The following is a 26,800-nucleotide window of genomic DNA, read 5'->3' as shown; positions in this document are numbered from 1 at the left end:
GATGGAGCACCGGTTCAGGCGTTCCTGACCGCTGCCGCCGACTGCAGGCCGAGCTCCTCGACCGACACCTGCCGCATCTCGACCTTGCGGATCTTGCCGGTGACCGTCATCGGGAACTCCTCGACGATCTTGACGTAGCGCGGGATCTTGTAGTGGGCCAGCTTGCCGCTGCAGAACTCGCGCAGGCCCTCGGCGGTGAGCGGCTCGGCCCCCGGGCGCAGCCGCACCCAGGCCATCAGCTCCTCGCCGTAGCGCTCGTCGGGGACGCCGATCACCTGGGCGTCGACGACGTCGGGGTGGGTGTAGAGGAACTCCTCGATCTCCCGCGGGTACACGTTCTCCCCGCCGCGGATGACCATGTCCTTGATCCGGCCGACGATGTTGAGGTAGCCCTCGGCGTCCATGGTCGCCAGGTCACCGGTGTGCATCCAGCGGGCGGCGTCGACGACCTCGGCCGTCTTCTCCGGCTCGTTCCAGTAGCCGAGCATCACCGAGTAGCCGCGGGTGCAGAACTCCCCCGGCGTCCCGCGCGGCACGGTCAGCCCGGTCTCGGGGTCGACGACCTTCACCTCGAGGTGCGGGTGCACCCGCCCGACGGTGGAGGTGCGCCGGTCGAGGTCGTCGTCGGCGCCGGTCTGCGTCGAGACCGGCGAGGTCTCGGTCATCCCGTAGCAGATGGTCACCTCGGCCATGCCCATCTCGTCGACCACCCGCTTCATCACCTCGACCGGGCACGGCGAGCCGGCCATGATCCCGGTCCGCAGGCTGGAGAGGTCGTAGTCGGCGAAGTTCGGCAGCCCGAGCTCGGCGATGAACATGGTGGGGACGCCGTACAGCGAGGTGCACCGCTCGTCCTGGACGGCCTGCAGGGTGAGCGCGGGGTCGAAGCCGGGCGCGGGGATGACCATCGTGGCGCCGTGGCTGGTGGCGCCCAGGTTGCCCATGCCCATGCCGAAGCAGTGGTAGTAGGGCACCGGGATGCACACCCGGTCGGCCTCGGTGTAGCCGCAGCCCTCGCCCACGAAGAAGCCGTTGTTGAGCAGGTTGTGGTGGGTGAGCGTGGCGCCCTTGGGGAAGCCCGTCGTCCCCGACGTGTACTGGATGTTGATCGGGTCGTCGGCCGACAGCTGCTCCTCGCGGCGGGCCAGCAGCGACCGGTCGGCGGCGCGGCCGGTCGCCATGAGCCGCTCCCACTCCGGGTCGCCGAGGAAGACGACCTCGCGCAGGTCGGGGGTGTCGCCGCGGACCTCGGCCACCATCGCGCGGTAGTCGCTGGTCTTGAACGACGGCGCGCTGACCAGCACCGAGATGCCGGCCTGCTCGAGCACGTAGGCCAGCTCGTGCGTGCGGTAGGCCGGGTTGATGTTGACCAGGATCGCCCCGAGCTTGGCGGTGCCGTACTGGACGAACACCCACTCGGCGCAGTTGGGCGCCCAGATGCCGACCCGGTCGCCCTTGCCCACGCCGAGCGCGTCCAGGCCGAGGGCGCACGCGTCGACCTCGGCGACCAGCTCGGGATAGGTCCAGCGCCGGCCGGTGGCGCACTCCACCAGCGCTTCGTGGTCGCCCACCCGCGCTGCCGTCCGGTCGAGGTTGGCCCCGATGGTGTCCCCGAGCAGGGGGACCGTGGAGGTCCCGCTCGAGTAGGACGGCAACGCGGGTGCGGTCATGGCTTCTCCCCTATTCCCCTGCCATCAGTCCGGCGCGGTTGGGCTTGTCGGTCGGGTGCGCGTAGCGGAGGGCGCTCGGCGGCAGCGGGAAGCTGTGGTCCTCGCCGAAGGGGGACAGCGGGCCGGCCGACTCGGCCGTGAACTCGCTGACCGGCGGACCACCGTCGGCGGTGTGCTCCCAGGTGGGCTCCACCAGCTCGGGGTTGCGGGCCTTCCTCGCCACGTTCTCCTCCATGTGTCCGGCGCCCCTCGGGCGGTGCGCGCTCGGGCACATCTTCCCGCGCAGCGCACCACAACCGCAGGAGGGACCGGTAGTCCCCTGCAACATCCGTGTAACGCTGCCCGCTCCCGAGCGCCGGATCCCGCCTTGCGACGGCGACGTAGCGTGGAGCGGATGTCCACGGAAGGCCCCGCCACGCTCGCCGCGTGGCTGCGCACCCGCAGCGACGACCAGCTCGCGGCCCTGCTCGCGGCCCGGCCCGACGTCGCCCGTCCCGCGCCCAGCGACGTCGTGGCCCTGGCCAGCCGCCTCGCCGTCCCGGTGTCGGTCGACCGCGCGCTCGACGAGCTGGACGCCGCCACCCTGCAGGTGCTCGACGTCGTCCTGCTGGCCCCGACCGACGGCGTGCCCGCCGGCGAGCTGCCCGCCCGGCTGCCCGAGGTCCCCGACGGCGTGCTCGAGTCCGGCGTCCGCGCGCTCACCGACCGCGCCCTGCTGTGGGGGGACGACGTCCTGCGCGCACCGGAGCCGGTGCGCCGGGCGGTCCGGCACCCGGCGGGCCTGGGCCGGCCGGCGGCCGACATCCGGCTGACGCTGCCCGCGGACCTGCCGGAGGTGCTGGCCGGGCTGCCGGCCGATGAGCTGGCCGTGCTCGAGCGGCTGGCCGGCGACCGCCCCGTGGGCCACCTGCCCGACACCCCGGGCGACGGCCAGGTCACCCCGGCCCGGCGGCTGCTGCAGAAGGGCCTGCTGGCGCGGATCGACGCGCTCAACGTCGAGCTGCCGCGGGAGATCGGCCTGGCCCTGCGCGGGGCGCTGCCGTACGGGCCGCCGCGGCTGCGGCCCGAGCCCGCGGCCACGACCCGCGACGTCGCCGTCGTCGACCGGCAGGCCGCGGGGGCGGCGCTGGAGACGATCGGCCGGATCGGCGAGCTGCTGACCGCCCTGGAGGAGGAGCCGGCCGGGCTGCTGCGCAGCGGCGGCATCGGCGTGCGCGACCAGAAGCGGCTGGCCCGGGTGCTCAAGGCGGGCGAGCCCGACGCGGGGTGGCTGCTGGAGCTGGCGCACGCGGCCGGGCTGCTCGACGTCGGTGGTCCGCACCGCGACGAGTGGCTGCCCACCCGCGCGTACGACCTCTGGCGCGACCTGGACCTGCCGGCCCGCTGGGCGGCGCTGGCCGCCGGCTGGCTGACCAGCATCCGGCTGCCGTCGCTGGCAGGGCAGCGCGACGTCGCCGGCAAGGCGGTCAACGCCCTCTCCCCCGACCTCGTGCGGCACACGGCGCCGGCGATCCGCCGGCCGGCCCTGGCGGTGCTCGCGGAGTACCCGCCGGGCGCCGGGCTGGCGCCCGACGAGCTCGTGCAGCTGCTGCGCTGGCGCACGCCGCGCCGGGCCGACCGGCTGGCGCCGGTCCCGGACATGCTCGCCGAGGCCGCGCGGCTCGGCGTCGTCGTCGGCGGGGTGCTCTCCACCGCCGGCCGCGGCCTGCTCGCCGACGGGGAGGACGGCGCCGCCGACGGCATGCGCGGCCTGCTGCCCGACCCGGTCGACCACGTGCTGGCCCAGCCCGACCTCTCGCTGGTCGCCCCCGGGCCGCTGGTCGCCGACCTCGCCGACACGCTGTCGGTCGTCGCCGACGTCGAGTCCTCGGGCGGCGCGACGGTGTTCCGGGTGTCGGAGGCCAGCGTCCGCCGGGCCCTGGACGCCGGGTGGTCGGCCACCGACCTGCACGGCTTCTTCGCCCGCGCGTCGCGGACCCCGGTCCCCCAGGCGCTGGACTACCTCGTCGACGACGTCGCGCGGCAGCACGGCAAGCTCCGGGTGGGCGCGATCGAGTGCTACGTCCGCTCCGACGACACCGGGCTGCTCTCCCAGGTGCTCAACGACCGCCGGACCGCGAACGCGGAGCTGCGGCGGCTGGCGCCCGGGGTGCTGATCAGCCCGCTGCCGGCCGAGGAGGTGCTCGCCGTCCTGCGCGACGCCGGGTACGCCCCGGCCGGGGAGTCACCCGGCGGCGCGGTGCTCACCCGGCCGCCGGGCCGGCCACGCGCGGCCGGTCGGCGCAGCGGGTCGGAGGCGGCCGTCGCCGGCCGTCCGCTGACGCCGCCCGAGCTGGCGACGGTGGTGCGGGAGATCCGCGCCGGCGACGCGGCGCTGTCGGCCCGCCGGACCGAGGCAGTGCGCCAGGTGCCGGGCGTGACCACGGCCGGGACACTGGAGCTGCTCTCCCGCGCCGTGCGCGAGGGGGTGCCGGTGTGGCTCGGCTACGTCGACGCCCAGGGCTCGGGCAGCCAGCGGGTCGTGCGCCCGGTCTCGCTGGCCGGCGGCTTCCTCCAGGGCTTCGACGAGCGCCGCGGCGAGGCGCGCACCTTCGCCGTCCACCGGATCACGTCGGTCGCCCTGGTCGACGACGACGGGGACGACGCGCCCTAGGGTGCCCCACCGATGAGAAGCGGCGTCCGGCATCGTCTCCCCCACGACAGATGCACCCCCGGCGCCGGAGGCGGCGCCGGGACGACGAGCTGAGGAGCACGCCTTGGGCGCCATCAAGGTCCACGAGTTCACCACCGTCGACGGCGTGGTCGACGCCCCGATGTGGACGATCGACTACGGGTTCCCCGACGACCTGTCCGCCTCCATCGGTGCGCTGACCGGCTCGGCGTCGGGCATCCTCCTCGGCCGCACCACCTTCGAGATGTTCGCGCCGGCGTGGTCCACCCGGACCGTCGAGGACGACCCGGGCGCCCCGTTCTTCAACGACACCACCAAGTACGTCGTCTCCTCGACCCTCTCCGACGCCGAGGCGGTGTGGTCGAACTCGACCGTGGTGGGCGGCTACGACGCCGATCGCATCCGCGCGCTCAAGGGAGAGGTGGACGGCGCCCTGTACGTCAGCGGCAGCGCCACCCTGGTGCGGGCGCTGATCGCCGACGGGCTGGTCGACGAGCTCCACCTGTACGTCTACCCGGTGGCGGTCGGCACGGGCATCCGCCTGTTCCCCGACGGCAGCCCGAAGACCCCGCTGTCGCTCCTCGACACCGAGCGGCTGAGCAACGGGGTGGCGCACCTGACCTACGGCCCGGCCGCCGGCTGATCGAGCGCGTCCGGCCACTGCGGGGGCCGGTGGTAGCCGACCGCCGGCCCCCGCACCGGCACCCACCGGAACCCCGGGCACGGGCACGGGGAGGCGCAGCGCCCACCGCCCGGTCCGTGCTCGGGGAACCCGTGCCCGCATCCCGGCTGCCGGCAGGGCACCGCCGTGTGGGTGGATCCGTCGAGCACCGTCATGACTCATCCCCCGGTGGGTCCTGAAGCGCCCGAGGATGGCCCAGGACCGGGCAGTCCGCACCTCGAGGCCCCGGCTGGCACGATCGACCGGTGACGACGGACCGCGGAACCGATCCCTTCGCCGCCTTCCGGGCGGCCGTGGAGGCCGACGACGTCGACGCGGCCGTGGCGCTGTTCGCCGAGGACGTCGTCTTCCACTCGCCGGTGGTGCACCGGCCCTACGTCGGGCGGGAGCCGCTGCGCGCGGTCCTGCGGGCGGTCACCACCGTCTTCGAGGACTTCCGGTACACCGCCTCCTACGGCGGGGACGACGGGCACGTCCTGCGGTTCGCCGCCCGGGTCGGCGACCGGGACCTGGAGGGCGTCGACCTCCTGCGGGCCGCCGACGGGGTCCTCACCGAGCTCACGGTCATGGTGCGGCCGTACTCCGCCGCGACCGCCCTGCGCGAGCGCATGGCGGCCCTCCTGCGGTAGCCCCGTCCCGTCCTCGGGGGCGGAAGGGGTCGTCCCCGTCCGGCGTTACCTTGGGGAGTCCGGTTCCCCCGGCGCCCTCCCGTGTCCTCCAGAGAGGTTCCCGCGTGACCGACGGTCCGCTCATCGTCCAGTCCGACAAGACGCTGCTGCTCGAGGTCGACCACCCGCTGGCCCGCGAGTGCCGGGCGGCCATCGCGCCGTTCGCCGAGCTGGAGCGCTCCCCCGAGCACGTGCACACCTACCGGGTGACGCCGCTGGCGCTGTGGAACGCGCGCGCCGCGGGCCACGACGCCGAGCAGGTGGTCGACGCGCTGGTGCGCTACTCGCGCTACCCGGTGCCGCACGCGCTGCTGGTCGACGTCGCCGACACGATGGACCGGTTCGGCCGGCTGACGCTGCAGAACAACCCGGTGCACGGGCTGGTGCTGACCACCACCGACCGCGCGGTGCTCGAGGAGGTCGTCCGCTCCAAGCGGGTGGCGCCGATGATCGGGCAGCGCATCGACGACGACACCGTCGTCGTCCACCCCTCCGAGCGCGGGCGGCTCAAGCAGGCGCTGCTCAAGGTCGGCTGGCCGGCCGAGGACCTCGCCGGCTACGTCGACGGCCAGGCCCACCCCATCGAGCTCGCCGAGGACGGCTGGCACCTGCGCGACTACCAGCGGGAGGCCGTCGAGGGCTTCTGGTCCGGCGGGTCCGGCGTCGTCGTCCTCCCCTGCGGGGCCGGCAAGACGCTGGTCGGCGCCGCGGCGATGGCCGAGGCCAAGGCGACCACGCTGATCCTGGTGACCAACACGGTCGCCGGGCGGCAGTGGAAGCGCGAGCTGATCGCCCGCACCTCGCTGACCGAGGAGGAGATCGGCGAGTACTCGGGCGAGCGCAAGGAGATCCGCCCGGTCACCATCGCCACCTACCAGGTGATGACCACCCGCCGGAAGGGCGAGTACCGGCACCTGGACCTGTTCGACGCGCAGGACTGGGGCCTGATCGTCTACGACGAGGTGCACCTGCTGCCCGCCCCGATCTTCCGGCTCACCGCCGACCTGCAGTCGCGCCGCCGGCTGGGCCTGACCGCGACCCTGGTGCGCGAGGACGGCCGGGAGGACGACGTCTTCTCGCTCATCGGGCCCAAGCGCTACGACGCGCCCTGGAAGGACATCGAGTCGCAGGGCTACATCGCCCCGGCCGAGTGCATCGAGGTGCGGGTCAGCCTGGACGACGACGAGCGGATGACCTACGCCGTCGCCGAGCCCGAGGAGCGCTACCGGATCGCGGCCACGGCGTCGTCCAAGATGCCGGTGATCCGCCGGATCCTCGAGCGGCACCCCGAGGAGCAGAAGCTCGTCATCGGCGCCTACCTCGACCAGCTCGAGGAGCTCGGCACGGCGCTCGACGCCCCGGTGATCCAGGGGTCGACCACCAACCGCGAGCGGGAGAAGCTGTTCGACCAGTTCCGCAACGGCGAGGTCAAGACCCTCGTGGTCTCCAAGGTCGCGAACTTCTCGATCGACCTGCCCGAGGCGGCGGTGGCGGTCCAGGTGTCCGGCACCTTCGGCTCGCGGCAGGAGGAGGCGCAGCGGCTCGGCCGGGTGCTGCGGCCCAAGGCCGACGGCCGGCAGGCGCACTTCTACACCGTGGTCAGCCGCGACACCCTCGACAGCGAGTACGCCGCGCACCGGCAGCGGTTCCTCGCCGAGCAGGGCTACGCGTACACGATCGTCGACGCCGCCGACCTGGCCGGTCTCGGCGAGGTGAACGGTCCCGACTGGGCGGAGTGACCGTGCGGAGTGCCACGGCGCGGTCCTCGCCCCGTGGCGCTCAGCGCAGCGCCCGGCCCAGCCGTGCCATCCCCTCGGTGACCACCTCGGGGGTGTTCGTGGTGAACGACAGCCGCAGCGTCGCGGGGTCCGGGGCGCCCGCGTAGAAGGGGGCGCCGGGCACGAACGCGACGTCGTGCGCCAGCGCCTCGTGCAGCAGCGCGGCGGTGTCGACGCCGCCGGGCAGCCGCACCCAGGTGAACATGCCGCCGTCGGGGTCGCTCCAGGTGCTGCCCGGGGGCAGCGCGGACGGCAGCGCGGCCACCATCGCGTCGCGCCGCTCGCGGTAGGCCGCGCACAGCCGCCGCACGTGCGCGTCGAGGTCGGTCGACGCCAGCCACGCCGCGGCGGCCGCCTGGTCGATGGTCGAGGTGTGCAGGTCGGCGGCCTGCTTGGCGACCGTCAGCGCCGGCAGCAGCTCCGCCGGCGCGCGCAGCCAGCCCAGCCGCAGGCCGGGCGCGGCGACCTTGCTGAAGCTGCCGAGGTGCAGCACCCGCCCCTCGGCGCCGGGGAAGCTCGCCAGCGCCGGCACCGGGGCGCCGCGGTAGCGCAGCTCGCCGTACGGGTCGTCCTCGACCACCCGGAACCCGTGCCGCTCGGCGAGCGCCGCGACGGCCGCCCGCCGCTCGGCCGGCAGCGTGCGCCCGGACGGGTTGGCGAACGTCGGCACGAGGTAGAGCAGCGCCGGCCGCTCCCGGACGACGACGTCCTCCAGCGCCTCCGGCACCAGCCCGTCGGCGTCCGACGCCACCGGGACGACGCGCGCCCCGGCCAGGCCGAAGCACTGCAGCGCGGCCAGGTAGGTCGGCTCCTCGACGGCGACGACGGCGCCCGGGTCGAGCAGCGCCGTCGTCACCAGGGTGAGCGCCTGCTGCGAGCCGGTGGTGACCAGCAGGTCCCGCGCCGACGTGGGCAGGCCCCGAGCGGTCATCCGCGCCGCGACGAGCTCGCGCAGCGCCGGGTCGCCCTCGGTCGGGGCGTACTGCAGCGCCCGGCGCGCGGCCGGTGAGGTGAGCACCCGGTCGAACGCGGCGCGCAGGCCGTCGAGGTCGAACAGCTCGGGCGCCGGCAGGCCGCCGGCGAAGGAGATGACCTCGGGCCGCTCGAGCAGCGCCAGCAGGTCGCGGACGGGCGAGCTGGCGACGCCGCTGAGGCGGCGGGCGAGGGCGGGGCGGACGGGGTCGGCGAGGGACGTCACGGCGGGCTCCAGGCGGCGGTCCGGCGGGGGACGGCGCGGCGGTGGCGGCGGGGTGTGCCGCGGCGCCCGGCGCCGGGGAGGCTGCCTGGTCGAGGAGCCACCCGGCAGCCTACGACCGGTGCCCGCCGCGGCCGAGCGGTCCACCGGGACGGGTGGGGACGACGGGACCGCCGGGGCGTGACGGGCCGGTCCGGCCCACGCGTGGGAATGCCCACACCGCGGGCGGGTGCTGCGCAGGACGTGCAGGTCAGAGGCGCGCCGCCGCGCCGCTATACGTCGCGGCGAGGCAGGCACGCAAGCGACGACCGGTTGGGCGTGTCTCCTCCCGGCCCCGCAGAATGGCTCCCGACATGGGGAGTGCAGCGCGAGCGGAGGCCTACGGCCCGCAGACCACCAGCCGTCCGCTCCGGGCCTGGCAGCAGGCCGCCCTGGACCAGTACGAGGAGCAGTCGCCCAAGGACTTCCTCGTCACCGCGACCCCCGGCGCCGGCAAGACCACCTTCGCGCTGACGCTGGCCGCGCGGCTGCTGTCCCGGCGCGAGGTGGCCCGGGTGGTCGTGGTCTGCCCGACCGACCACCTGCGGCTGCAGTGGGCCGAGGCCGCCGACCGCATGGGCATCGTCCTCGACCCCAACCTGACCAACGCCGTCGGCCCGGTGCGCGCCGGCACCCAGGGCTACGTGACCACGTACGCGCAGGTGGCCGGCAAGCCGATGCTGCACGCCGCCCGGGCCACGGCCGTCAAGACGCTGGTGGTCCTCGACGAGGTCCACCACGCCGGCGACGGCCTCTCCTGGGGCGAGGCGGTCGAGGAGGCCTTCGGCCGGTCCGCGCGCCGCCTCTGCCTGACCGGTACGCCGTTCCGCACCAAGCCCGACGAGCGCATCCCCTTCGTGCGCTACGAGGAGGACACGTTCGAGGGCGACGACGGCGAGAACGGCGTCGGCCTGGTCAGCCGCGCCGACTACACCTACGGCTACAAGGAGGCGCTGGCCGACGACGTCGTCCGCCCCGTCGTCTTCGCCGCCTACACCGGCACCTCGCGCTGGCGGAACTCCGCCGGCGAGGTGGTCGCCGCCTCGCTGTCGGAGGCCGGTACCCGCTCGGTGGAGATGGCCGCCTGGCGCACCGCCCTGGACCCCAAGGGCCAGTGGGTGCCGCACGTCATCGCGGCGATGGACGACCGGATCACGCACCTGCGCGAGCACGGCGGGATGCCCGACGCCGCGGGGCTGATCCTGGCCAGCGACCAGGACGACGCCCGCGCCTACGCCAAGATCGTCCGGCGGGTCACCGGCAAGGCGCCGGAGGTGATCCTCTCCGACGACCCCAAGGCGTCGAAGAAGATCGAGCGCTTCGCCACCGGCTCGGCCCGGATCGCCGTCTGCGTGCGGATGATCTCCGAGGGCGTCGACGTGCCGCGGGCCGCCGTCCTCGCCTGGATGACCTCCTACCGCACGCCGCTGTTCTTCGCCCAGGCCGTCGGCCGCGTGGTCCGCTCGCGGGCGGCGCACGAGACGGCGACGGTGTTCCTCCCCGCCGTCCGCCCGCTGCTGACGCTGGCCGCCTCCATGGAGGAGCAGCGCAACCACGTCATGCCGCCGCCGCGCCAGCAGCCCGAGGAGGAGCTGGAGGCGCTGGACCTGCCGCCGCGCGAGCCCAAGGAGGGCGGCGCCAAGGAGTGGGAGGCGCTGGAGGCCGACGCCCGGTTCGCGCACGTGCTGCACAGCGGGACGGCGCACACCGGCGACGGCCGCCCGGCCGCGGTGCCGCTGGGCGACGACGAGGAGGAGTTCCTCGGCATCCCCGGGCTGCTCTCGCCCGAGCAGATGGCGTCGCTGCTGGCCAAGCGGGACGACGCGCTGCGCGAGCGGGTCGAGGCCGCCCGGCGGATCGCCGACGACGACGACCACTTCATGCTCGTCGAGGACCACCCCGACGAGGACGACGCCGGCCGGTCGTGGCGCGACGCCGCCGAGCTGCGCCGGGAGATCAACCGGCTCGTCAGCCGCGTGTCGGCGAAGACGTCGAAGCCGCACGCCGTCGTGCACACCGAGCTGCGCAAGCACGTCCCCGGCCCGCCGTCGGCGTCGGCCTCGGTCGACGTCCTCCGCGCCCGCCGGGAACGCCTCCGCACGATGCTCTGACATCGCCGTCCTACCGGGCGGCACCGCGGCCACGTGCCGTCCCCCTGCTGCGCTGAGCCCCCTCCGCCCCTCCTCTGGGGACCCTCCGGGCCCTGGGCCCCGCTCGTCGGGTCGCCTCGCAGGGCGCCTCACCGCTGCGATCAGCTCGTCGGCAGCAGTCCGCGCTGGGCGGCGAGGGCGACGGCCTCGGTGCGGCTGCCGGCGTCGAGCTTGGCCAGGATGTTGCTGACGTGCACGCTCGCCGTCTTCTCGCTGATGAACAGGGCCTGGCCGATCTGCCGGTTGGTCCGGCCCTGCGCCAGCAGCCCGAGCACCTCCAGCTCCCGCGGCGTGAACACCGCGGACGGGTCGACGACCCGTCCGGCGCCGGCGAGCTCCAGCCGGGCCCGGCGGGCCAGCGCCTCGACCGCCGCCCGCAGCGGTGCCGCGTCGAGCCGCACCGCGACCTCGTGCGCCGCCTCGAGCTCGGCGCCCGCCGCCTCGCGGTCGTCGACCCCCAGCAGCGCCTCGGCCAGCCGCCAGCGCGAGCGCGCCTGCTCGTAGACGTTGCCGTAGCCGAACGCGTCGACGGCGGCCCGCCACAGCTCCGGCGCGGCCCGCCCCTCGAGGCGCGCCCCCTCGGCCTCGACCCGCGCCAGCCAGGCCGCCGCCTCGACGCCGTGCTCGCCGAAGGCCTCCCGGTAGTCGGCCACGGCGTCGCGGGCCAGCCGCAGCAGCCCCTCCCCCGCGGCCACCCAGCGCTTCTCGGTGGTCCCGTCGCCGACCAGGCGAGCGGCCGCGGCGGCGTCGCCGACCGGCGCCAGCGCGCCGGCGACCATCCGCAGCACGGCGAGCCGGTCGACCTCCCACAGCTCCGCCAGCCGCCGGGCGGCGTGCTCGGCGCGCGTCACCGCCGTCTCCGGGTCGCCGGCCCACGCCGCGAGGTCGATCTCGGCGTTCGCGGTGGACAGCAGGAGCAGCACGTGCGCGTCGAGGCGGGCGGTCAGGCCGCGCGCCCACGCCAGCCGGTCGCGCGCCGCCGGCAGCCCGCGGCCGACCTCGACCAGCAGCGCGGCGGCCCGCACATGGGCCACCATCTCGGGCACCCGCGCCAGCTCGTCGGCCAGCCGCAGGCTGCCGTCCCAGTCGCCGGTGACGTACCGGGCGTGCACCTCCAGGTGCCGCAGCTCCGCGGCGTAGAACGCCCACTCGACGCCCAGCTCGGCCGCCCGCCGGATGCCGCGGCCGGTCCACGCCAGGGTCTCCTCGACGTCGCCGACCTCCCACGCGACGATCGCGAGGTTGAAGTACACCCGCATCTCCACGTCGGCGTCGCCCGACCGGCGGGCGCGGCCCAGCGCCTCCTCCAGCCGGGTGCGCACCGCCGCGCGGTCGCCGTCGCCGTGCGCCCGGGCGAGGGTCACCGCGGTGTCGGACCACGCGCTGTCGATCCCGAGCTCGGCCGCGGCCGCCAACGCCTCCTCCGCCGCCGCCTGGCCCTCGTCGATCCGGCCGATGCCGAAGGCGACCCGGGCGTGCGTGGCCGCCGCCCACGTGCGCACCGCCGACCGCGGCTCGGCCGGCACCAGCGCCATCGCCGCGGCGCTCTCGCGCAGGGCGGCGTTCTGGTCCTCGATGCGGGCCAGCACCTGCGCCAGCGTGTAGTGCACCCGCGCCCGGGCGGCCGGCTCGCCGTCGGGGCCGAGGACGTCCAGCGCCGAGCGCAGCAGCCCGACGGCCCGCACCAGCTCGCCGCCGGCCCGCGCGGCCGACGCGGCGTCGAACAGCAGCTCGGCGTGCGCGCGGCCGCACCGCTCGGCGGCGTCGGGGACGGCGGACCACAGCGCCAGCGCCGCCTCGAGGTGCTGCAGCTGCTCGGCCGGGGCGCCGAGGCGGCGGGCCTGCTCGGCGGCGTCGAGCGAGGCGGAGAACGCGCCCGGCAGGTCGTTGCTCTCACGCGCGTGGTGAGCGCGCTCGGCGGCGGTGCCCGCGGCGGGGTCGGCCGCGAGGTAGGCGGCCACCGCCGCGTGCAGCCGGACCCGCTCGCCGGGCAGCAGGTCGGCGAGGACCGCCTCGCGCAGCAGGGCGTGGCGGAAGCGGTAGCGCCCGTCGTCGGAGACGACCAGCAGGTGGCGGTGCACGGCCTCGGCGAGGGCCTGGTCGAGCTCGGCGTCGGCCAGCCCGCTCACCGCGGCGACCAGCTCGTGGCGCACCCGCCGGCCGGCGACGGCGGCGACCCGCAGCACCTGCTGGGCGGCGGGCGTGAGCGCCTCCACGCGGGTGAGCAGCACGTCGGTGAGCCCCAGCGGCAGCGTCTCGCCCTGCAGCCCGGCGGCCAGCAGCTCCTCGGCGTAGAAGGCGTTGCCCTCGGCCCGGGCGACGACGTCGTCGAGCGTCTGCTCCGGCACGCCGCCGGCCGACGCGGCCAGCCCGCGGACCAGCTCGGCCACCGCCGGGGCGGGCAGCGGCTCCAGCTCGATCCGCTCGACGCCGGGCAGGCGGACCAGCTCGGCGAGCAGCGGCCGCAGGGGGTGCCGGCGGTGCAGGTCGTCGGAGCGGTAGGAGGCCACGACGAGGACCGGCTCGTCGGCCAGGCGGGCCAGCAGGTAGCGCAGCAGGTCGCGGCTGGAGCGGTCGGCCCAGTGCACGTCCTCCAGGACGACGAGCAGCGGCTCGGCGGCGGCCAGCTCGGCGAGCAGGGCGGCGACCGACTCGAACAGCTGCAGCCGGCCGTCGTCCGGCGGCGGCCGCAGCGCCCGGTGCGCCATCGACCCGAGGTCGGTGGGGTCGCTGACCGGGGCCTCGGCGGCGCTGTCGAACCGGCCGGCCAGCAGCCCGGCCAGCGCCGGGTGGCGGGCCGCGGCGGCGGCGCCGCGCTCGGCGGCGACCGGCCGCAGCAGGTCGACGAAGGGCAGGTAGGGCAGGCCGACGTCGCCGAGGTCGACGCAGTGCCCCACGAGCACCCGGACCCCGCGCTCGGCGGCGCCGGCGGCCAGCTCGTCGAGCAGGCGGGTCTTGCCGACCCCGGCGTCGCCGGCGACGAGCAGCGCGGAGCCGCGCCCGTCGACGGCGCGGTCGACGTGCGCGAGCAGGTGGGCGAGCTCCTCGGCCCGGCCCACCAGCGGTCCGTCGTCCCAGCGCGGCACGCCGACGATCGTGGCACGAGACCCCGACAGGACGGACCCGGCGGCCACCGGAGGCGCGGTGCTCAGAGCGCCGGACGGCGGCGGGCCAGCCAGCGCCGGTTGCTCCGGCGGCTGCGGTGCGCGGCCGCCTGCAGCTGCTCGCGCCGGTAGGCCAGCTCGGCCTCGAGCGCCGGGTTGCTGTAGTTCGACATCGTCTTCTCCTCTTTCGTCTCGGACGAGGAGGAGATTCGTGCTGAGGGGTGCCTCGCGGCATCGGTCGTCCGGGCAGGATCGGGCCCCGGGAGCGCCTAAGGGGTGCCTGAGGGGGCCTCAGGCACCCCTCAGGGCGCCGGTGGTGAGCCCGGGCCCGTCCCCGCGGGGTGACGTGGTGTCCGGGTATCCGGAGCACGCTGGCGGTCACGGGCAGGTGCGGCGGACGGCGTCGTGCTCGTCCACGACCGGGAGGGGGCGACCGTGAACGGCTGGCTCATGTGGGGCTTGATCCTCCCGTTGCTGCTCGTCGCCGGGATCGTCACCATCCGGCGCTGCAACCGGCCCTGACCCGGGCCTCAGCGCAGCTCGGTGCCCTTGGTCTCGCGGAGCGTGAGGATGACCGCGAAGGCGACGGCGGCGGCGATCGCGACGTACCAGAAGAACCACAGCGGGTGGCCCGCCTCCGACAGCGCGGTGATGACCAGCGGCGCCGTCCCGCCGAAGACCGCGACCGTGAGGTTGTACCAGGCACCGATGCCGGTGGCCCGCAGCTCCGTCGGGAACAGCTCGCTCATGATCGCCGGGGCGATCGAGGCCATGAGGGCGTAGAGCCCCAGGCCGACGCAGAAGACGACGACGAGCGAGAACAGGTTGTCCTGCACCAGGAACGACAGCGGGACGATGAGCAGGGCCATCGCGCCGGACCAGATCAGCAGCTGGGGCTTGCGCCCGAAGCGGTCCGACAGCGCGCCGAACGGGTAGCACAGCGCGACGAACAGGGCCGTGCCGAGGGAGAGGGCGAGGAAGACGTCGCTCTCGTCGGCGTCGCGGAAGGTGATCGCGAACGGCGTCAGGGCGCTGAAGAACGTGTAGTACGACAGCGTCGAGAGCAGCGTGAAGGCGCAGAGCTGGACCACCGCGCGCGGGTGGTGGCGGATGGTCTGGAGCAGCGGGTGCTTGGTGGCGCGGGCCTTCTCCGCGTTCTCCTCGAACTGCTCGGTCTCCACCAGGGAGCGGCGCAGCCACATGCCGATCAGGCCGAGCAGGCCGCCGATGAAGAACGCGATCCGCCAGCCGTAGCTCTCCAGCTGGTTCTCGTCGAGGACGTTGGTGAGCAGCACCCCGAGCAGCGACGCGGCCAGCAGCGCCGACCCGGTGGAGACGTAGAAGAAGGACGAGTACCGGCCGCGGTGGTCGGGCGGCGCGATCTCGCCCAGGTAGGCCGAGGCGTTGGAGACCTCGCCGCCCAGCGACATCCCCTGCGCCACCCGGGCGAGGAGCAGCAGGATCGGGGCGAGCCAGCCCACCTGCTCGTAGGTGGGCAGCAGCGCGATCACCATCGAGCCGCCGGCCATCAGCAGGATGGTCAGCAGCATCCCGGCCTTGCGGCCGCGCAGGTCGGCGAAGCGGCCGAGCAGGAGCCCGCCCAGCGGTCGGAAGAAGAAGGCGAGCGCGTAGGTCGACGTCGCGCCGATCAGCGCGAGCGCCTCGTTGTCCGCCGGGAAGAACTGGCCGGCGAAGAAGACGACGAAGGTGGCGTAGACCGTCCAGTCGAACCACTCGACGGCGTTGCCGATGCTGGCCGAGACCAGCGTCTTCACCGGCAGCCGGTGGCGCTCGGTACCGGTGGTGGAGGGGGCCGAGTGCTGCGTGCTGGCCATCGTCCACGGCCTTCCGTGACGGCGGTGCTGGCCCGGTCTCGGTAGCCGGTCAGGACCCGTTCCACACCTGTTCACGCGGAACGGTCCGGTACCGCCCGGGGAGCACCCGATCGGGTGGGCATGGCCGCCCGACACGCCGGGTAAGCGCACCGACGGCCCCACGGTGGGGCTGCGGCCTCGCTGGGCGGTCCGTCCGTCCACTCGGGGGTGCGGCCGCGGAGAAGGGAGCAACCGTGCGACTCGGAACAGCGATCGTCCTGCTCGCGCTCGGTGCGATCCTCACCTTCGCGATCGAGGTGCAGGTGAGCGGGGTCAACCTGGACGTCGTCGGCTGGATCCTCATGGCCGTCGGCGCGCTCGGCATCGTGCTCGAGCTGGCCGTCTGGGGCCCGCGCCGCCGGGTCACCCGGACCGACGCCTACGGCACACCCGGTCAGAGCACCACGGTGCGGGAAGAGCGGTACTGACCGCAGCAACGACGAACGGCCCCCGTCCACTCCGGACGGGGGCCGTCGCACGTCGGGTCCGGACCGGGTGCTGGCCGCCTCGCGGCGAGTTGCACAACGTGGCTCCAGGCCCCCGACCGAGGTCGGGGCGGTAGTCCACGGAGGCGGTAACCAATTGGCACCCGGGGGCACAGATCACCCGGCCCGGACGTCTCCGACCATACCCGCGGTCCGGCCGGCGATGCTCGGACGAGCGGCTAATTGAATCCTCGGTCGTCCTGCTTGAGGGCGGTGTCGACCGTCAGCGCCGAGGCGATGACCAGGCTGGCCAGCGGCTCGGGCAGCCGGAAGTGCACGTGGACGACGTAGTTGTCGGCCGTCGTGAACAGCGTCCGGGCCAGCCCCTCCCAGGTCTTCGTGATCCGCGCGACCTCGGTGCCGCCGGCGTCGGTGACCGAGAAGTTCCACGCCCGCCAGTTCTCCGCCTGGATGCCGCCGACGACCTGGCCACCGACCACGAAGTCGAAGCGGATCTTGCCGAAGACGTTGCCCTGGACGATCTCGCCGACCGGCGTGCCGTCGGGGCGCTGCACGATGATCCGGGACTTCACCAGCTTGGCCGGCCGGGTGAGCACCAGCCGCACCCCGCCGGAGTCGCGCACCTCCAGGCGGTGGGTGAGGAACTGGTCGAGGTTCGACACGAACCGCAGCGCCTTCTTGGCCGCGCTCTGCCCCACCTGCACGACCGCGCCGATCTGCTGGCCCTGGCCGTCGTACACCGCGTACTCGTTGGTGAGCTCGATGAGCTTGGTCCGCTGGCTGACCACGAGCACCGACTGCTCGTACAGCGAGGGCCCGGCGACGGTCTGCTGCGGCGCGGGCGCGTGCTGCTGCGGGACCTGCTGGTGGACCTGGGGCTGGACCGGCGGCGGGGGCGGCGGGGCCTGCTGCTGGACCGGCGGTGGCGGGGGCGGCGGTGGGGCGGCGGGCGCCTGGACGTGGTCGGTCCAGCCCTGGCCGTTCCACCAGCGGGTGCCCCCGCTGCCGGCGGGGTCCGGGTACCAGCCCGGCGGAGGTGGCGGCTGCGTCACGGCGGCCAAGGTAGCCCGCCGACCCGGGTCGCCGCGGTACCCCGTGCCAGACTCGGCCGTCGTGGCGGACCTGACGACGGCGGAGACCGCGGTGCTCGACGCCGTCGACGAGGCGTGGCTGGTCGACCGCCTGCGGGCGCTGGTCGCCGTCCCCTCGATCGGCGGCACCGCCGCCGAGAGCGAGGTCCAGCACCTGCTCGGCGACGAGCTCGAGCAGCTCGGCTGCGACGTCGACCGGTGGCGGATCGACCTCGACGAGGCCGCCCGCGCGCCGGACGCCCCGGGCCAGGAGGTGGTCCGCACCGAGGCGTGGGGGGTCGTCGGCACGCTGCCCGGTGCGACGGAGGGCTCCCCCGCCCTGGTCCTGGCCGGGCACACCGACGTCGTCCCGCCGGGCGACCGCGACCTCTGGCCGGCCGACCCGTTCGACCCGCGGGTCGCCGACGGGGCGGTGCACGGCCGCGGCGCATGCGACATGAAGGCCGGCGTCGTCGCCTGCCTCGGCGCGCTGGCCGCGGTCCGCGCGGCGGGGATCCGCCTGGTGCGGCCGGTCGCCGTGCACGGCGTCGTCGGGGAGGAGGACGGCGGGCTCGGCGCGTGGGCGGCGCTGCGGCGGGGGCACCGCGGCGACGTGTGCGTCGTCCCCGAGCCGACCGCGGGCGCCGTCGTCACGGCGTGCGCCGGGGCGCTGACCTTCCGGCTGGAGGTGACCGGCCGGGCGGCCCACGCCGCCTGCCGCGACGAGGGCGTCAGCGCCGTGGAGCTGTTCGCCGAGCTGCACGCCGACCTGCGGGCCTTCGAGGTGGAGCGGCAGCGGGGCGCCGACCCGCGGTTCGCCGGCGCGCGGTTCCCCTACGGGCTCTCCGTCGGCACCGTGCGGGCCGGCGACTGGGCCAGCTCGGTGCCCGACCGGCTGGTCGCCGAGGGCCGCTACGGCGTCGCCGTCGGCGAGCCGGTCGACGACGCCCGCCGGCTGTTCGAGGAGCGGGTGGGGGGATTCTGCGCCGGGCACCCGTGGCTGTCCGCGCACCCGGTGCGGGTGACCTGGACCGGCGGCAGCTTCGCCAGCGGGCAGCTGCCGCCCGGGCACCGGCTGCGCGACGACGTGGGCCGGGCGGTCGTCGACGCGGGCGGGGCGCCGCCGGCCGAGCGGGCGCTCGCGGCGGGCACCGACCTGCGGCTCTACGCCGCGGCCGGGATCCCCACGCTGCACTACGGACCGGGCGACCTGCGGCTGGCGCACGGCCCCGCCGAACGGGTCCCGGTGGCCGAGCTGGTCACCGCCGCCCGCGCCCTCGCGCTGCTGGTGGTGCGCACGGCGGGTGTCCGGTGAGCGTCACCTTCGAGGCCTGGGCCGCGCTGGCCGGCGACTCCCCCACCTCCCGCACCGAGTGGGCCGCCCTCGTCGCGGCCTGGAGCGAGCCGCACCGCCGCTACCACGATCTCGCGCACCTGGCCGCCGTCCTCGGCATCGTCGGCGAGCTGGCGGCGGCGGCCGACGACCCCGACGCCGTCCGGCTGGCCGCCTGGTACCACGACGTCGTCTACGACCCGACCCGCCGGGACAACGAGGCGGTCAGCGCCGAGCGGGCCCGGGCCGGGCTGCGCGGCCTGGTCGACGAGGCCCGCGTCGAGGAGGTGGTCCGGCTGGTGCTGCTCACCGCCGGGCACGACCCCGAGCCGGGCGACGCCGACGGCGCCGTGCTCTGCGACGCCGACCTCGCCGTCCTCGCCAGCCCGCCGGAGGCCTACGCGGCGTACGCGTCGGCGATCCGCGAGGAGTACGCGCACCTGCCCGACGACGTGTTCACCGCCGGCCGCATCGCCGTCCTGGAGCAGCTGCTGGCCCTGCCCGGGCTCTACCGGCTGCCGCAGGTGGCCGAGCAGCTGACCGGGCGCGCGCGGGCCAACCTGACGGCGGAGATCAGCCTGCTGAGGTCGCGCGCGGCTTCGGCCGCCGCAGACCCGCCGCCCGCAGCCGGCTGAGCAGCTCCCGCGCGCCCACGGGCTGCGCGCCCGCCGCGACCGCGACGTCGTACAGGTCCTCGGGGACGTCGTAGTGGTCGCCCTGGAAGGCGCGGCGCGGGATGCCGAGCTCGGCGGCGACGAAGTCGTGCAGCTCCTCGTAGGAGACGTCGCTGACCAGGTGCGACCACTTCCGCCCCCGCCACGGCCACACGGGGGTGTCGATCAGCACCGTCACGGCTGCAGTCTGCCGCCCGCTAGCGTCAGCTGCGTGACGGAGGAGATCCGCTGGGGCGTCGTCGGGCCGGGCCGCATCGCCGAGAAGCTGGTCGGCGACTTCGCGGTCGTCGAGGGAGCCCGGGCGGTGGCGGTCGCGTCCCGCTCGCAGGCGCGGGCGGAGGACTTCGCCGCCCGGCACGGCATCGAGCGGGCGCACGGCTCGTACGCGGCGATCCTCGCCGACCCCGACGTCGACGTCCTGTACCTGGCCACCCCGCACCCGCAGCACCACGCGGTCGCGCTCGGCGCCGTGCGCGCCGGCAAGGCGCTGCTGGTGGAGAAGGCGTTCACCGCGACGCTGGCCGGCGCGCAGGAGGTCGTCGACGCCGCCCGCGAGAACGGCGTCTTCGTCATGGAGGCGATGTGGACCCGCTTCCAGCCGGCGGTGGTGCGGCTGCGCGAGCTGGTGGCCGACGGCGCCATCGGCGAGGTCCGCTCGGTGCAGGCCGACCTGGGCGTGCTGCGCGAGTACGAGCCGAGCGACCGGCTGTTCGACCTGGCCCTCGGCGGCGGCGCGCTGCTCGACCTCGGCGTCTACGTGGTCAGCTTCGCCCAGATGCTCCTCGGCGCGCCGGACTCGGTGACCGCGACGGGGTCGCTGTTCGACTCGGGTGCCGACGCCGAGGCGTCGCTGCTCCTGGGGTGGGACGACGGCCGCAGCGCCACGCTGACGACGTCGCTGCGCTGCGGCCTGCCCGGTCAGGCGCGCGTCTTCGGGACGGCGGGCTGGATCGACGTCCTGCCGCGCTTCCACCACCCCGACACGATCGTGCTCCACCGCAACGGCTCGGAGCCCGAGCACATCGCCCGGCCGCACCGCGGCGGCGGCTACGCGCACGAGCTGGACGAGGTCGGCGCCTGCCTGCGGGCCGGGGCCACGGAGAGCGGCGTCATGCCGCTGTCGGACACCCTGGCGGTGCAGGCCGTGCTGGAGGAGGCCGCCCGGCAGCTGGGCGTGCGGCACGCGGAGGACCCGGCGGCGCTGTGACCCTCACGCGGCGGCCCAGGCCAGCCCGGACGCCTGCTCCGGCGTGGGGACCCGGGTCGTCGTCCGCCCGGTGCGGTGGACCGCCTCGGCGAAGGCGACGGCGTCGATGACCGCCGCGCCGCCGGGGTCGTTGTTGAAGTAGACGAGCACGTCCTCGTCGTCGCTCCAGGTGGCGGCGAGCCGCTCGGCCCACAGCTGCAGGGTCTGTGGGGTGTAGCGCGGCCACGGCTCGGCGGTACCGGTGTGCAGGCGCAGGTACGCCCAGTCGGTGGTGCGCCACAGCGGGGCGATCGGCCGCTCCTCGCGGTCGGCCCAGCACAGCGCCGCGCCGTAGCGCTCCAGCAGCGCCCGGACCTCGTCGGTCCACCAGGAGTCGTGCCGCGGCTCCACCGCCACCCGCACACCGGCCGGGAACCGGGACAGGCACTCGCGCAGCAGGTCGGCGTCGGCCCGCAGCGTGGGTGGGAGCTGCAGCAGGACCACGTCGAGCTTGGCGCCGAGCCCGGCCGCGCGCTCCATGAGCCGGGCCACCGGCTCCTCCGGGTCCCGCAGCCGCTTGATGTGCGTGAGGAAGCGGCTGGCCTTGACCGCCCACCGGAAGTCGGGCGGGGTGCGTTCCCGCCACTTCACGAACGTCTCGAGCTCGGGCAGGCGGTAGAAGGCGTTGTTGCTCTCGACCGTGGCGAAGTGCTCGACGTAGTGCTCCAGCCACCGCCGCTGGGCCAGCCGCTGCGGGTAGAAGCGGCCGCGCCAGTCGCGGTACTGCCACCCCGACGTCCCGATGAGCACCGCCACGACCGTGATCGTCGCCCGGATGCCGCCGGTCCGCTCGCCGTGGTCAGCTGAGCGGGTGACCGCCCGCATCACGGACATCTGCGTCGACGCCCGCGACCACCGGGCGCTGGCCGACTGGTGGTGCGCCGCCCTCGGGTACGTGCGCCGGGACGCCGACGGTCCGCCGTCCGACCCCGTGGCGATCGAGGACCCGACCGGGCGCGGGCCGCTGCTGTGGTTCAACCAGGTGCCGGAACCGAAGACGGTCGAGAACCGCGTGCACTTCGACGTGGACGGCGACACCGACGAGCTGCTCGCCGCGGGGGCCACGCTGCTGCGCCGGCGCGACGACGTCCACTGGGACGTGCTCGCCGACCCCGAGGGCAACGAGTTCTGCGTCTTCCCGCCGGGGGACTGACACCCCTCCTGCCCGCTCTCCACGCCCGTTGCCCGCGCTGCCGCGCGGGCGGTGCGGGTGGGAAGCGGGCGAACAGGCCGGGGACGCCGACAGGGGCGGCCCGCCGAAGCGGACCGCCCCTGCAGGTGACGGACTGGAACGGCCCCGTCCCGGGTCCCGCCCCGAGCTAGCGAGGGGTGGGGAGGACGGGGTCCTTCATCAGAAGTCCATGCCGCCCATGCCACCGTCGCCACCGGGCATGGCCGGGGCGGCCTTCTCCGGCTTGTCGGCGACGACGGCCTCGGTGGTGAGGAACAGACCCGCGATGGAGGCGGCGTTCTGCAGCGCCGACCGGGTCACCTTGGCCGGGTCGATGATGCCGCTGCCGACCATGTCCACGTACTCCCCGCTGGCGGCGTTGAGGCCCCAGCCGGTGTCGGAGTTGCGGACCTTCTCCACCACGACGCCGCCCTCGAGGCCGGCGTTGACGGCGATCTGCTTCAGCGGCGCCTCGAGCGCGACGCGCACGATGTTGGCACCGGTGGCCTCGTCACCCTCGAGCTCGAGCTTGTCGAACGCGACGGCCGTGGCCTGCGCGAGGGCGACGCCACCACCGGCGACGATCCCCTCCTCGACGGCGGCCTTGGCGTTGCGCACCGCGTCCTCGATGCGGTGCTTGCGCTCCTTGAGCTCGACCTCGGTGGCCGCGCCGGCCTTGATGACGGCGACGCCGCCGGCCAGCTTGGCGAGGCGCTCCTGCAGCTTCTCGCGGTCGTAGTCGGAGTCCGACTTCTCGATCTCGGAGCGGATCTGGTTGACGCGACCCTGGATCTGGTCGGCGTCACCCGCACCCTCGATGATCGTCGTCTCGTCCTTGGTGGTGACGAACTTGCGCGCGCGGCCCAGCAGCGACAGGTCGGCGTTCTCGAGCTTGAGACCGACCTCCTCGCTGATGACCTGGCCACCGGTCAGGATCGCGATGTCCTGCAGCATGGCCTTGCGGCGGTCACCGAAGCCCGGGGCCTTGACGGCGACGGACTTGAAGGTGCCGCGGATCTTGTTCACGACCAGGGTCGCCAGGGCCTCGCCCTCGACGTCCTCGGCGATGATGGCCAGCGGCTTGCCCGACTGCATGACCTTCTCCAGCAGCGGGAGCAGGTCCTTGACCGAGCTGATCTTGCTGTTGACGACCAGGATGTACGGGTCGTCGAGCACGGTCTCCATGCGCTCGGGGTCGGTGACGAAGTAGGCCGACAGGTGGCCCTTGTCGAAGCGCATGCCCTCGGTGAGCTCGAGCTCCAGGCCGAAGGTGTTGCTCTCCTCGACCGTGATCACGCCCTCCTTGCCGACCTTGTCCATCGCCTCGGCGATGAGCTCACCGATGGCGGTGTCGGCGGCGGAGATCGACGCGGTCGCGGCGATCTGCTCCTTGGTCTCGACGTCCTTGGCGGTCGAGAGGAGGTACTCGGTGACCGACTCGACGGCCTTCTCGATGCCCTTCTTCAGGGACATCGGGTTGGCGCCGGCGGCGACGTTGCGCAGACCCTCGCGGACGAGCGCCTGGGCCAGCACGGTGGCGGTGGTGGTGCCGTCACCCGCGACGTCGTCGGTCTTCTTCGCGACCTCCTTGACCAGCTCGGCGCCGATCTTCTCCCACGGGTCCTCGAGCTCGATCTCCTTGGCGATGCTCACACCATCGTTGGTGATGGTCGGCGCGCCCCACTTCTTCTCGAGGACGACGTTGCGGCCCTTCGGGCCGAGGGTCACCTTGACGGCGTCGGCGAGGGTGTTCATGCCCCGCTCGAGGCCGCGGCGCGCCTCCTCCTCGAAGGCGATCATCTTGGCCATGTGGCGATGTCCTCCATGCGTTGATCGCTGCACGGCCGGGTTCGGCGCCCGCGACGGACGACACCGGATCCACGGGCACTCCGTCGGCCCGCGGACGGTGCCTCACCGCCCGACCTGAGTTGGCACTCGGATGGTACGAGTGCCAACCAGAAGTCTGGCACTCGACCCATGCGAGTGCAAGAACGGTCACGATCCCGCGCCTGTTCCCCGAGCGTGGGCCGTCGTGGCATAGGTACCTATACGTGCGTTCCAGGGCCCAGAACGCCCGTATAGGTACCTATGCCTCCCCCGAGCCCGGGGCTGCGGACGCAGCGAGGCCCGGCCCTCCGAGAGGAGGACCGGGCCCCGCCGGTGTTCAGGTGGTGCTCAGGCGCTGCGGACCGCGTCGGCCTGCGGACCCTTCTCGCCCTGGACGACCTCGAAGGTGACCCGCTGGCCCTCGTCGAGGGTCTTGTACCCGTCCATCTGGATGGCCGAGTAGTGGACGAAGACGTCCTGGCCGCCGTCGACGGCGATGAAGCCGAAGCCCTTCTCGGCGTTGAACCACTTCACGGTGCCCTGTGCCACGTGTGCTCCCACGTCTCCTGCGTGCGGACGACCCCTCCTGTGGAGGGACCGGGTCTAGCTCTTCCGCCCGTGGACACGTGCGTGGAACTCGAACCGCGCAGAAAGGTACAGCACAGAGTGCGTGGAGACAGCAACTCCACGCACGGCAGATTCCCGGTTCCGGGGCGAATTCCCGCCCCCGGGTGACCGGTCGGGTCCCAGCCTACGCCCTCAGCCGATGAGCCCCGCAGCCCGCACCGACCTCAGCGAGGGGTCGACCCGGTGGGTGAAGCCGACGACCGGCTCCAGCGGGTCGAGGGTCTTGAGCCCCTCGCCGGTGTTGAGGACGACGGTCTCCCTGGTCGGGTCCAGCCGGCCGTCGGCGACCAGCTGCCGCAGCACCGCGACGGTCACCCCGCCCGCGGTCTCGGCGAAGACGCCGGTCGTGCGCGCGAGGTCGCGGATGCCCTGGACGATGGCGTCGTCCCCGACCCGGCCCACCGCGCCACCGGTGCGCCGGATCGCGTCGAGGGCGTACGGGCCGTCGGCCGGGTTGCCGATGTTCAGCGACTTGGCGATGCCGGTCGGCTTGACCGGCTTGACGACGTCCCAGCCGTTGTCGAAGGCGGTGGCGATCGGGTCGCAGCCGGCCGACTGGGCGCCGAAGACGGTCCAGCCGGTGTCGGCGACGATCCCGGCGGCGGTCAGCTCGCGCCACGCCTTGTCGACCTTGGTGAGCAGCGAGCCCGACGCCATCGGGATGACCACCTGGGCCGGGATCCGCCAGCCGAGCTGCTCGGCGATCTCGTAGCCCATCGTCTTGGAGCCCTCGGCGTAGTACGGCCGCACGTTCTGGTTGACGAAGGCGGTGTCCTCGAACTCGTCGGTCTCGCCGAGCTCGCTGGTCAGCCGGTTGACGTCGTCGTAGTTGCCGTCGACGGCGACGAGGGTCTGGCCGTAGACGGCCGACTGGACGACCTTGCCCGGCTCGAGGTCGCTCGGGATGAACACGAACGACGGGATGCCGGCGCGCGCGGCGTGCGCGGCCACGGAGTTCGCCAGATTGCCGGTCGACGCGGCGGCGATCTTGCGGTAGCCCAGCCCCTTGGCCGCGGTGGCGGCGAGGCTCACGACGCGGTCCTTGAACGAGTGCGTGGGGTTGGCGGAGTCGTCCTTGACCCACAGCCCGCCGGTGATGCCGAGCTCCTCGGCCAGCCGGTCGGCGCGGATCAGCGGCGTCATGCCCGGGTCGAGGGAGACGCGGTCGGCCGGGTCGTGGCCGACCGGCAGCAGCGCGGCGTAGCGCCAGATGTTCTGCGGGCCCGCCTCGATCTGCTCGCGGGTGACCGCCTTGAGCAGGTCGTGGTCGTAGTCGACCTCGAGCGGGCCGAAGCACTCGGCGCAGGCGTGCTGGGCGACCAGCCCGAAGGTCGCCCCGCAGTTGCGGCAGACGAGGCCCTTGGCGGGGTTCTGGGCGACCGTGGGGCTGGGAGCGGTCAGGGTCATGCGACGACTACCTCCTCATCTTCCCCGCGTCGGGCCGTCGAGCCGCGCGGGACGGAATTGGCACCTCCCCGCCCGCAGGCGGCGGTTGCCGGGGCTTCACCGGGCCGTGTCCCTCTGCCCCTCTGGATGAGTGAACGGGACCGACTGTACCCAGTGCGCTCGGCCGGCCCGCGCCCGACCAGGATGGACGGCGTGGCAGCCCGCATCGTCTACACCGACCTCGACGGCACGATGGTCGGGCCGCGCGGTTCCTTCTGGCACACCGCCGACCGAGAGCTGACCGCGGAACCGGCCACCGCCCTGCTGGAGCTGCACCGCGCCGGCGTCCCGCTGGTGCTGGTCAGCGGCCGGACGCACGCCCAGCTGGTCGAGGCGGCGCGGCTGTTCTCCGCCGACGGCGCCATCGCCGAGCTGGGTGCGCTGGTCAGCTGGGACGGCGGCCGGACGACGCAGCTGCTGCCCGGCGAGTTCCCCGAGCGCTACGCCGGGCGGGCGCCGATGGAGGTCATGGCCGAGCTCGGGATCGTCGAGCGGCTGTTCGCCGAGCACGCCGGCCGGCTGGAGTGGCACTCCCCCTGGCACGCCACCCACACCGCCGACGCGATGCTCCGCGGCCGCGTCGACCCGCTCGCCGTCGACGCGTGGCTGGCCGAGCAGGGCGCCGGCTGGCTGACGATCAAGGACAACGGCGCGCTGCCCGTCGTCCCGCGGATGACCCTGGCCGCGGAGGCGCTGCCGCCGCGGGTCTACCACCTGATGCCGCGCGGCATCTCCAAGGGCGCGGCCATCGCCTGGGACCTGGAGCGGCGCGGCATCGACCCCGCCGACGCCGTCGCGATCGGCGACAGCGTCAGCGACCTGGAGATGGCGCCCGCGGTGGGCCGGCTGTGGGTCACCGCGAACGGCGCCGCGGTCGAGGGCATGGACGAGCTGGTGGCCGCCGTCCCCAACGCGACCGTGACCGCCGCCCCGATGGGCGAGGGCTGGGCCCAGGCCGTCCGCGCGTCGCTCTAGCGGAGTCCCACGACGGCGTTTCCCGCGTGTCCAGTCTCAGGAGATGTGTCAGTCCTGAAGTCTCATGACATGTGTCGCTTGATCATCACGCCGCCGTTGAGGTGGTGTGGGGAAGCGAGCGGCAGTCATGAAACTGCTGGATGCCACGCTGCAG

Annotated in this window: 23 protein-coding genes and 1 riboswitch; of the genes, 11 read left to right on the top strand and 12 right to left on the bottom strand. The window is 74.6% G+C overall.

The genetic code is table 11. The annotated features are described in order from the left end of the window. Positions 1-14 precede the first annotated feature (14 nt). Both ACI8AF_RS20635 and ACI8AF_RS20630 read right to left on the bottom strand, forming a co-directional pair. The gene (locus ACI8AF_RS20635) at positions 15-1,670 is read right to left on the bottom strand and encodes an AMP-binding protein (RefSeq protein WP_456541625.1); all 1,656 of its coding nucleotides are present in this window, start codon (positions 1,668-1,670) and stop codon (positions 15-17) included. A gap of 10 nt (positions 1,671-1,680) precedes the next feature. After that, positions 1,681-1,893: a hypothetical protein gene (locus tag ACI8AF_RS20630; RefSeq protein WP_456541624.1), complete on the bottom strand. Its 213-nt coding sequence runs from the start codon at positions 1,891-1,893 to the stop codon at positions 1,681-1,683. 171 nt (positions 1,894-2,064) lie between these two features. Here ACI8AF_RS20630 and ACI8AF_RS20625 point away from each other — a divergent pair, with 171 nt between their 5' ends. The 4 genes from ACI8AF_RS20625 (at position 2,065) to ACI8AF_RS20610 (ending at position 7,430) form a co-directional block, all read left to right on the top strand. Next, positions 2,065-4,323, top strand: coding sequence for a helicase-associated domain-containing protein (locus ACI8AF_RS20625; RefSeq protein ID WP_456541623.1), 2,259 nt, complete (start codon positions 2,065-2,067; stop codon positions 4,321-4,323). A 103-nt stretch (positions 4,324-4,426) separates the two neighbouring features. Then, complete coding sequence (locus ACI8AF_RS20620) at positions 4,427-4,984, top strand: dihydrofolate reductase family protein (RefSeq protein WP_456541622.1); 558 nt, start codon at positions 4,427-4,429, stop codon at positions 4,982-4,984. 284 nt (positions 4,985-5,268) lie between these two features. Continuing rightward, positions 5,269-5,652 carry a nuclear transport factor 2 family protein gene (locus ACI8AF_RS20615; RefSeq protein WP_456541621.1) on the top strand — a complete coding sequence of 128 codons (384 nt, stop codon included), beginning with the start codon at positions 5,269-5,271 and terminating at the stop codon, positions 5,650-5,652. A gap of 104 nt (positions 5,653-5,756) precedes the next feature. Beyond that, positions 5,757-7,430, top strand: a complete 1,674-nt coding sequence (locus ACI8AF_RS20610) for a DNA repair helicase XPB (RefSeq protein WP_456541620.1) — start codon at positions 5,757-5,759, stop codon at positions 7,428-7,430. 40 nt (positions 7,431-7,470) lie between these two features. On the opposite strand, the gene ACI8AF_RS20605 is transcribed toward ACI8AF_RS20610, so the two are convergent. Beyond that, entirely contained in the window at positions 7,471-8,667 is a 1,197-nt protein-coding gene (locus tag ACI8AF_RS20605; RefSeq protein ID WP_456541619.1) for an aminotransferase-like domain-containing protein, read from the bottom strand. 350 nt (positions 8,668-9,017) lie between these two features. On the opposite strand from ACI8AF_RS20605, the gene ACI8AF_RS20600 reads away from it, so the two are divergent. Further along, positions 9,018-10,814: a DEAD/DEAH box helicase gene (locus ACI8AF_RS20600; protein WP_456541618.1), complete on the top strand. Its 1,797-nt coding sequence runs from the start codon at positions 9,018-9,020 to the stop codon at positions 10,812-10,814. Positions 10,815-10,954: 140 nt separating this feature from the next. Here the strand turns inward: ACI8AF_RS20600 and ACI8AF_RS20595 are convergent, their stop codons facing one another. From ACI8AF_RS20595 to ACI8AF_RS20585, 3 genes are all read right to left on the bottom strand, one after another. Then, positions 10,955-13,939 (bottom strand): helix-turn-helix transcriptional regulator, encoded by a 2,985-nt coding sequence (locus tag ACI8AF_RS20595; protein ID WP_456541617.1) that lies wholly within the window; start codon positions 13,937-13,939, stop codon positions 10,955-10,957. A 62-nt stretch (positions 13,940-14,001) separates the two neighbouring features. After that, positions 14,002-14,130, bottom strand: a complete 129-nt coding sequence (locus ACI8AF_RS20590) for a hypothetical protein (RefSeq protein ID WP_456541616.1) — start codon at positions 14,128-14,130, stop codon at positions 14,002-14,004. Positions 14,131-14,487: 357 nt separating this feature from the next. Beyond that, positions 14,488-15,792 (bottom strand): MFS transporter, encoded by a 1,305-nt coding sequence (locus tag ACI8AF_RS20585; RefSeq protein WP_456541615.1) that lies wholly within the window; start codon positions 15,790-15,792, stop codon positions 14,488-14,490. Between the two features lie 233 nt (positions 15,793-16,025). On the opposite strand from ACI8AF_RS20585, the gene ACI8AF_RS20580 reads away from it, so the two are divergent. Beyond that, the gene (locus ACI8AF_RS20580) at positions 16,026-16,259 is read left to right on the top strand and encodes a DUF6458 family protein (RefSeq protein WP_456541614.1); all 234 of its coding nucleotides are present in this window, start codon (positions 16,026-16,028) and stop codon (positions 16,257-16,259) included. A gap of 236 nt (positions 16,260-16,495) precedes the next feature. On the opposite strand, the gene ACI8AF_RS20575 is transcribed toward ACI8AF_RS20580, so the two are convergent. Further along, positions 16,496-17,329, bottom strand: a complete 834-nt coding sequence (locus ACI8AF_RS20575) for an LURP-one-related/scramblase family protein (protein WP_456541613.1) — start codon at positions 17,327-17,329, stop codon at positions 16,496-16,498. Between the two features lie 61 nt (positions 17,330-17,390). Here ACI8AF_RS20575 and ACI8AF_RS20570 point away from each other — a divergent pair, with 61 nt between their 5' ends. Both ACI8AF_RS20570 and ACI8AF_RS20565 read left to right on the top strand, forming a co-directional pair. Beyond that, the gene (locus ACI8AF_RS20570; RefSeq protein WP_456541612.1) at positions 17,391-18,662 is read left to right on the top strand and encodes an ArgE/DapE family deacylase; all 1,272 of its coding nucleotides are present in this window, start codon (positions 17,391-17,393) and stop codon (positions 18,660-18,662) included. After that, positions 18,659-19,315, top strand: a complete 657-nt coding sequence (locus tag ACI8AF_RS20565; RefSeq protein WP_456541611.1) for an HD domain-containing protein — start codon at positions 18,659-18,661, stop codon at positions 19,313-19,315. Before ACI8AF_RS20570 ends, ACI8AF_RS20565 begins: the two co-directional genes overlap by 4 nt. Here ACI8AF_RS20565 and ACI8AF_RS20560 read toward each other — a convergent pair. After that, positions 19,254-19,532, bottom strand: coding sequence for a DUF4031 domain-containing protein (locus ACI8AF_RS20560; protein ID WP_456541610.1), 279 nt, complete (start codon positions 19,530-19,532; stop codon positions 19,254-19,256). The genes ACI8AF_RS20565 and ACI8AF_RS20560 overlap by 62 nt on opposite strands. Positions 19,533-19,565: 33 nt before the next feature. Between ACI8AF_RS20560 and ACI8AF_RS20555 the strand changes: the two genes are divergently transcribed. Further along, positions 19,566-20,561 carry a Gfo/Idh/MocA family protein gene (locus tag ACI8AF_RS20555; RefSeq protein ID WP_456541609.1) on the top strand — a complete coding sequence of 332 codons (996 nt, stop codon included), beginning with the start codon at positions 19,566-19,568 and terminating at the stop codon, positions 20,559-20,561. A gap of 3 nt (positions 20,562-20,564) precedes the next feature. Here the strand turns inward: ACI8AF_RS20555 and ACI8AF_RS20550 are convergent, their stop codons facing one another. After that, the gene (locus ACI8AF_RS20550) at positions 20,565-21,356 is read right to left on the bottom strand and encodes a DUF72 domain-containing protein (RefSeq protein ID WP_456541608.1); all 792 of its coding nucleotides are present in this window, start codon (positions 21,354-21,356) and stop codon (positions 20,565-20,567) included. Between ACI8AF_RS20550 and ACI8AF_RS20545 the strand changes: the two genes are divergently transcribed. Beyond that, complete coding sequence (locus tag ACI8AF_RS20545; protein WP_456541607.1) at positions 21,343-21,753, top strand: VOC family protein; 411 nt, start codon at positions 21,343-21,345, stop codon at positions 21,751-21,753. The two genes, ACI8AF_RS20550 and ACI8AF_RS20545, sit on opposite strands and share 14 nt — an antisense overlap. Before the next feature lie 198 nt (positions 21,754-21,951). Here ACI8AF_RS20545 and groL read toward each other — a convergent pair whose 3' ends face one another. The 3 genes from groL to thrC all read right to left on the bottom strand — a co-directional run bounded on the left by groL (position 21,952) and on the right by thrC (position 25,632). Next, positions 21,952-23,580, bottom strand: a complete 1,629-nt coding sequence (groL, locus tag ACI8AF_RS20540) for a chaperonin GroEL (protein ID WP_456541606.1) — start codon at positions 23,578-23,580, stop codon at positions 21,952-21,954. A 366-nt stretch (positions 23,581-23,946) separates the two neighbouring features. After that, a complete protein-coding gene (locus tag ACI8AF_RS20535) occupies positions 23,947-24,147 on the bottom strand; it encodes a cold-shock protein (RefSeq protein ID WP_456541605.1) in 201 nt (66 codons plus the stop codon). A 210-nt stretch (positions 24,148-24,357) separates the two neighbouring features. Next, a complete protein-coding gene (thrC, locus tag ACI8AF_RS20530; RefSeq protein WP_456541604.1) occupies positions 24,358-25,632 on the bottom strand; it encodes a threonine synthase in 1,275 nt (424 codons plus the stop codon). Between the two features lie 12 nt (positions 25,633-25,644). Next, a riboswitch (SAM riboswitch) is annotated at positions 25,645-25,765 on the bottom strand. Between the two features lie 59 nt (positions 25,766-25,824). Between thrC and ACI8AF_RS20525 the strand changes: the two genes are divergently transcribed. Continuing rightward, complete coding sequence (locus ACI8AF_RS20525) at positions 25,825-26,646, top strand: HAD family hydrolase (RefSeq protein WP_456541603.1); 822 nt, start codon at positions 25,825-25,827, stop codon at positions 26,644-26,646. Positions 26,647-26,800 lie beyond the last annotated feature (154 nt).

The sequence above is a fragment of the Blastococcus sp. SYSU D00669 genome (assembly GCF_054050715.1).
This window is presented reverse-complemented; position numbering and strand designations above follow the sequence as displayed.

Coding starts and splice junctions, on each gene's coding strand:
- ACI8AF_RS20635 (WP_456541625.1), bottom strand. CDS start 1,670: ATGACCGCACCCGCGTTGCCGTCCTACTCGAGCGGGACCTCCACGGTC.
- ACI8AF_RS20625 (WP_456541623.1), top strand. CDS start 2,065: ATGTCCACGGAAGGCCCCGCCACGCTCGCCGCGTGGCTGCGCACCCGC.
- ACI8AF_RS20600 (WP_456541618.1), top strand. CDS start 9,018: ATGGGGAGTGCAGCGCGAGCGGAGGCCTACGGCCCGCAGACCACCAGC.
- ACI8AF_RS20590 (WP_456541616.1), bottom strand. CDS start 14,130: ATGTCGAACTACAGCAACCCGGCGCTCGAGGCCGAGCTGGCCTACCGG.
- ACI8AF_RS20585 (WP_456541615.1), bottom strand. CDS start 15,792: ATGGCCAGCACGCAGCACTCGGCCCCCTCCACCACCGGTACCGAGCGC.
- ACI8AF_RS20545 (WP_456541607.1), top strand. CDS start 21,343: ATGAGCACCGCCACGACCGTGATCGTCGCCCGGATGCCGCCGGTCCGC.
- groL (WP_456541606.1), bottom strand. CDS start 23,580: ATGGCCAAGATGATCGCCTTCGAGGAGGAGGCGCGCCGCGGCCTCGAG.
- thrC (WP_456541604.1), bottom strand. CDS start 25,632: ATGACCCTGACCGCTCCCAGCCCCACGGTCGCCCAGAACCCCGCCAAG.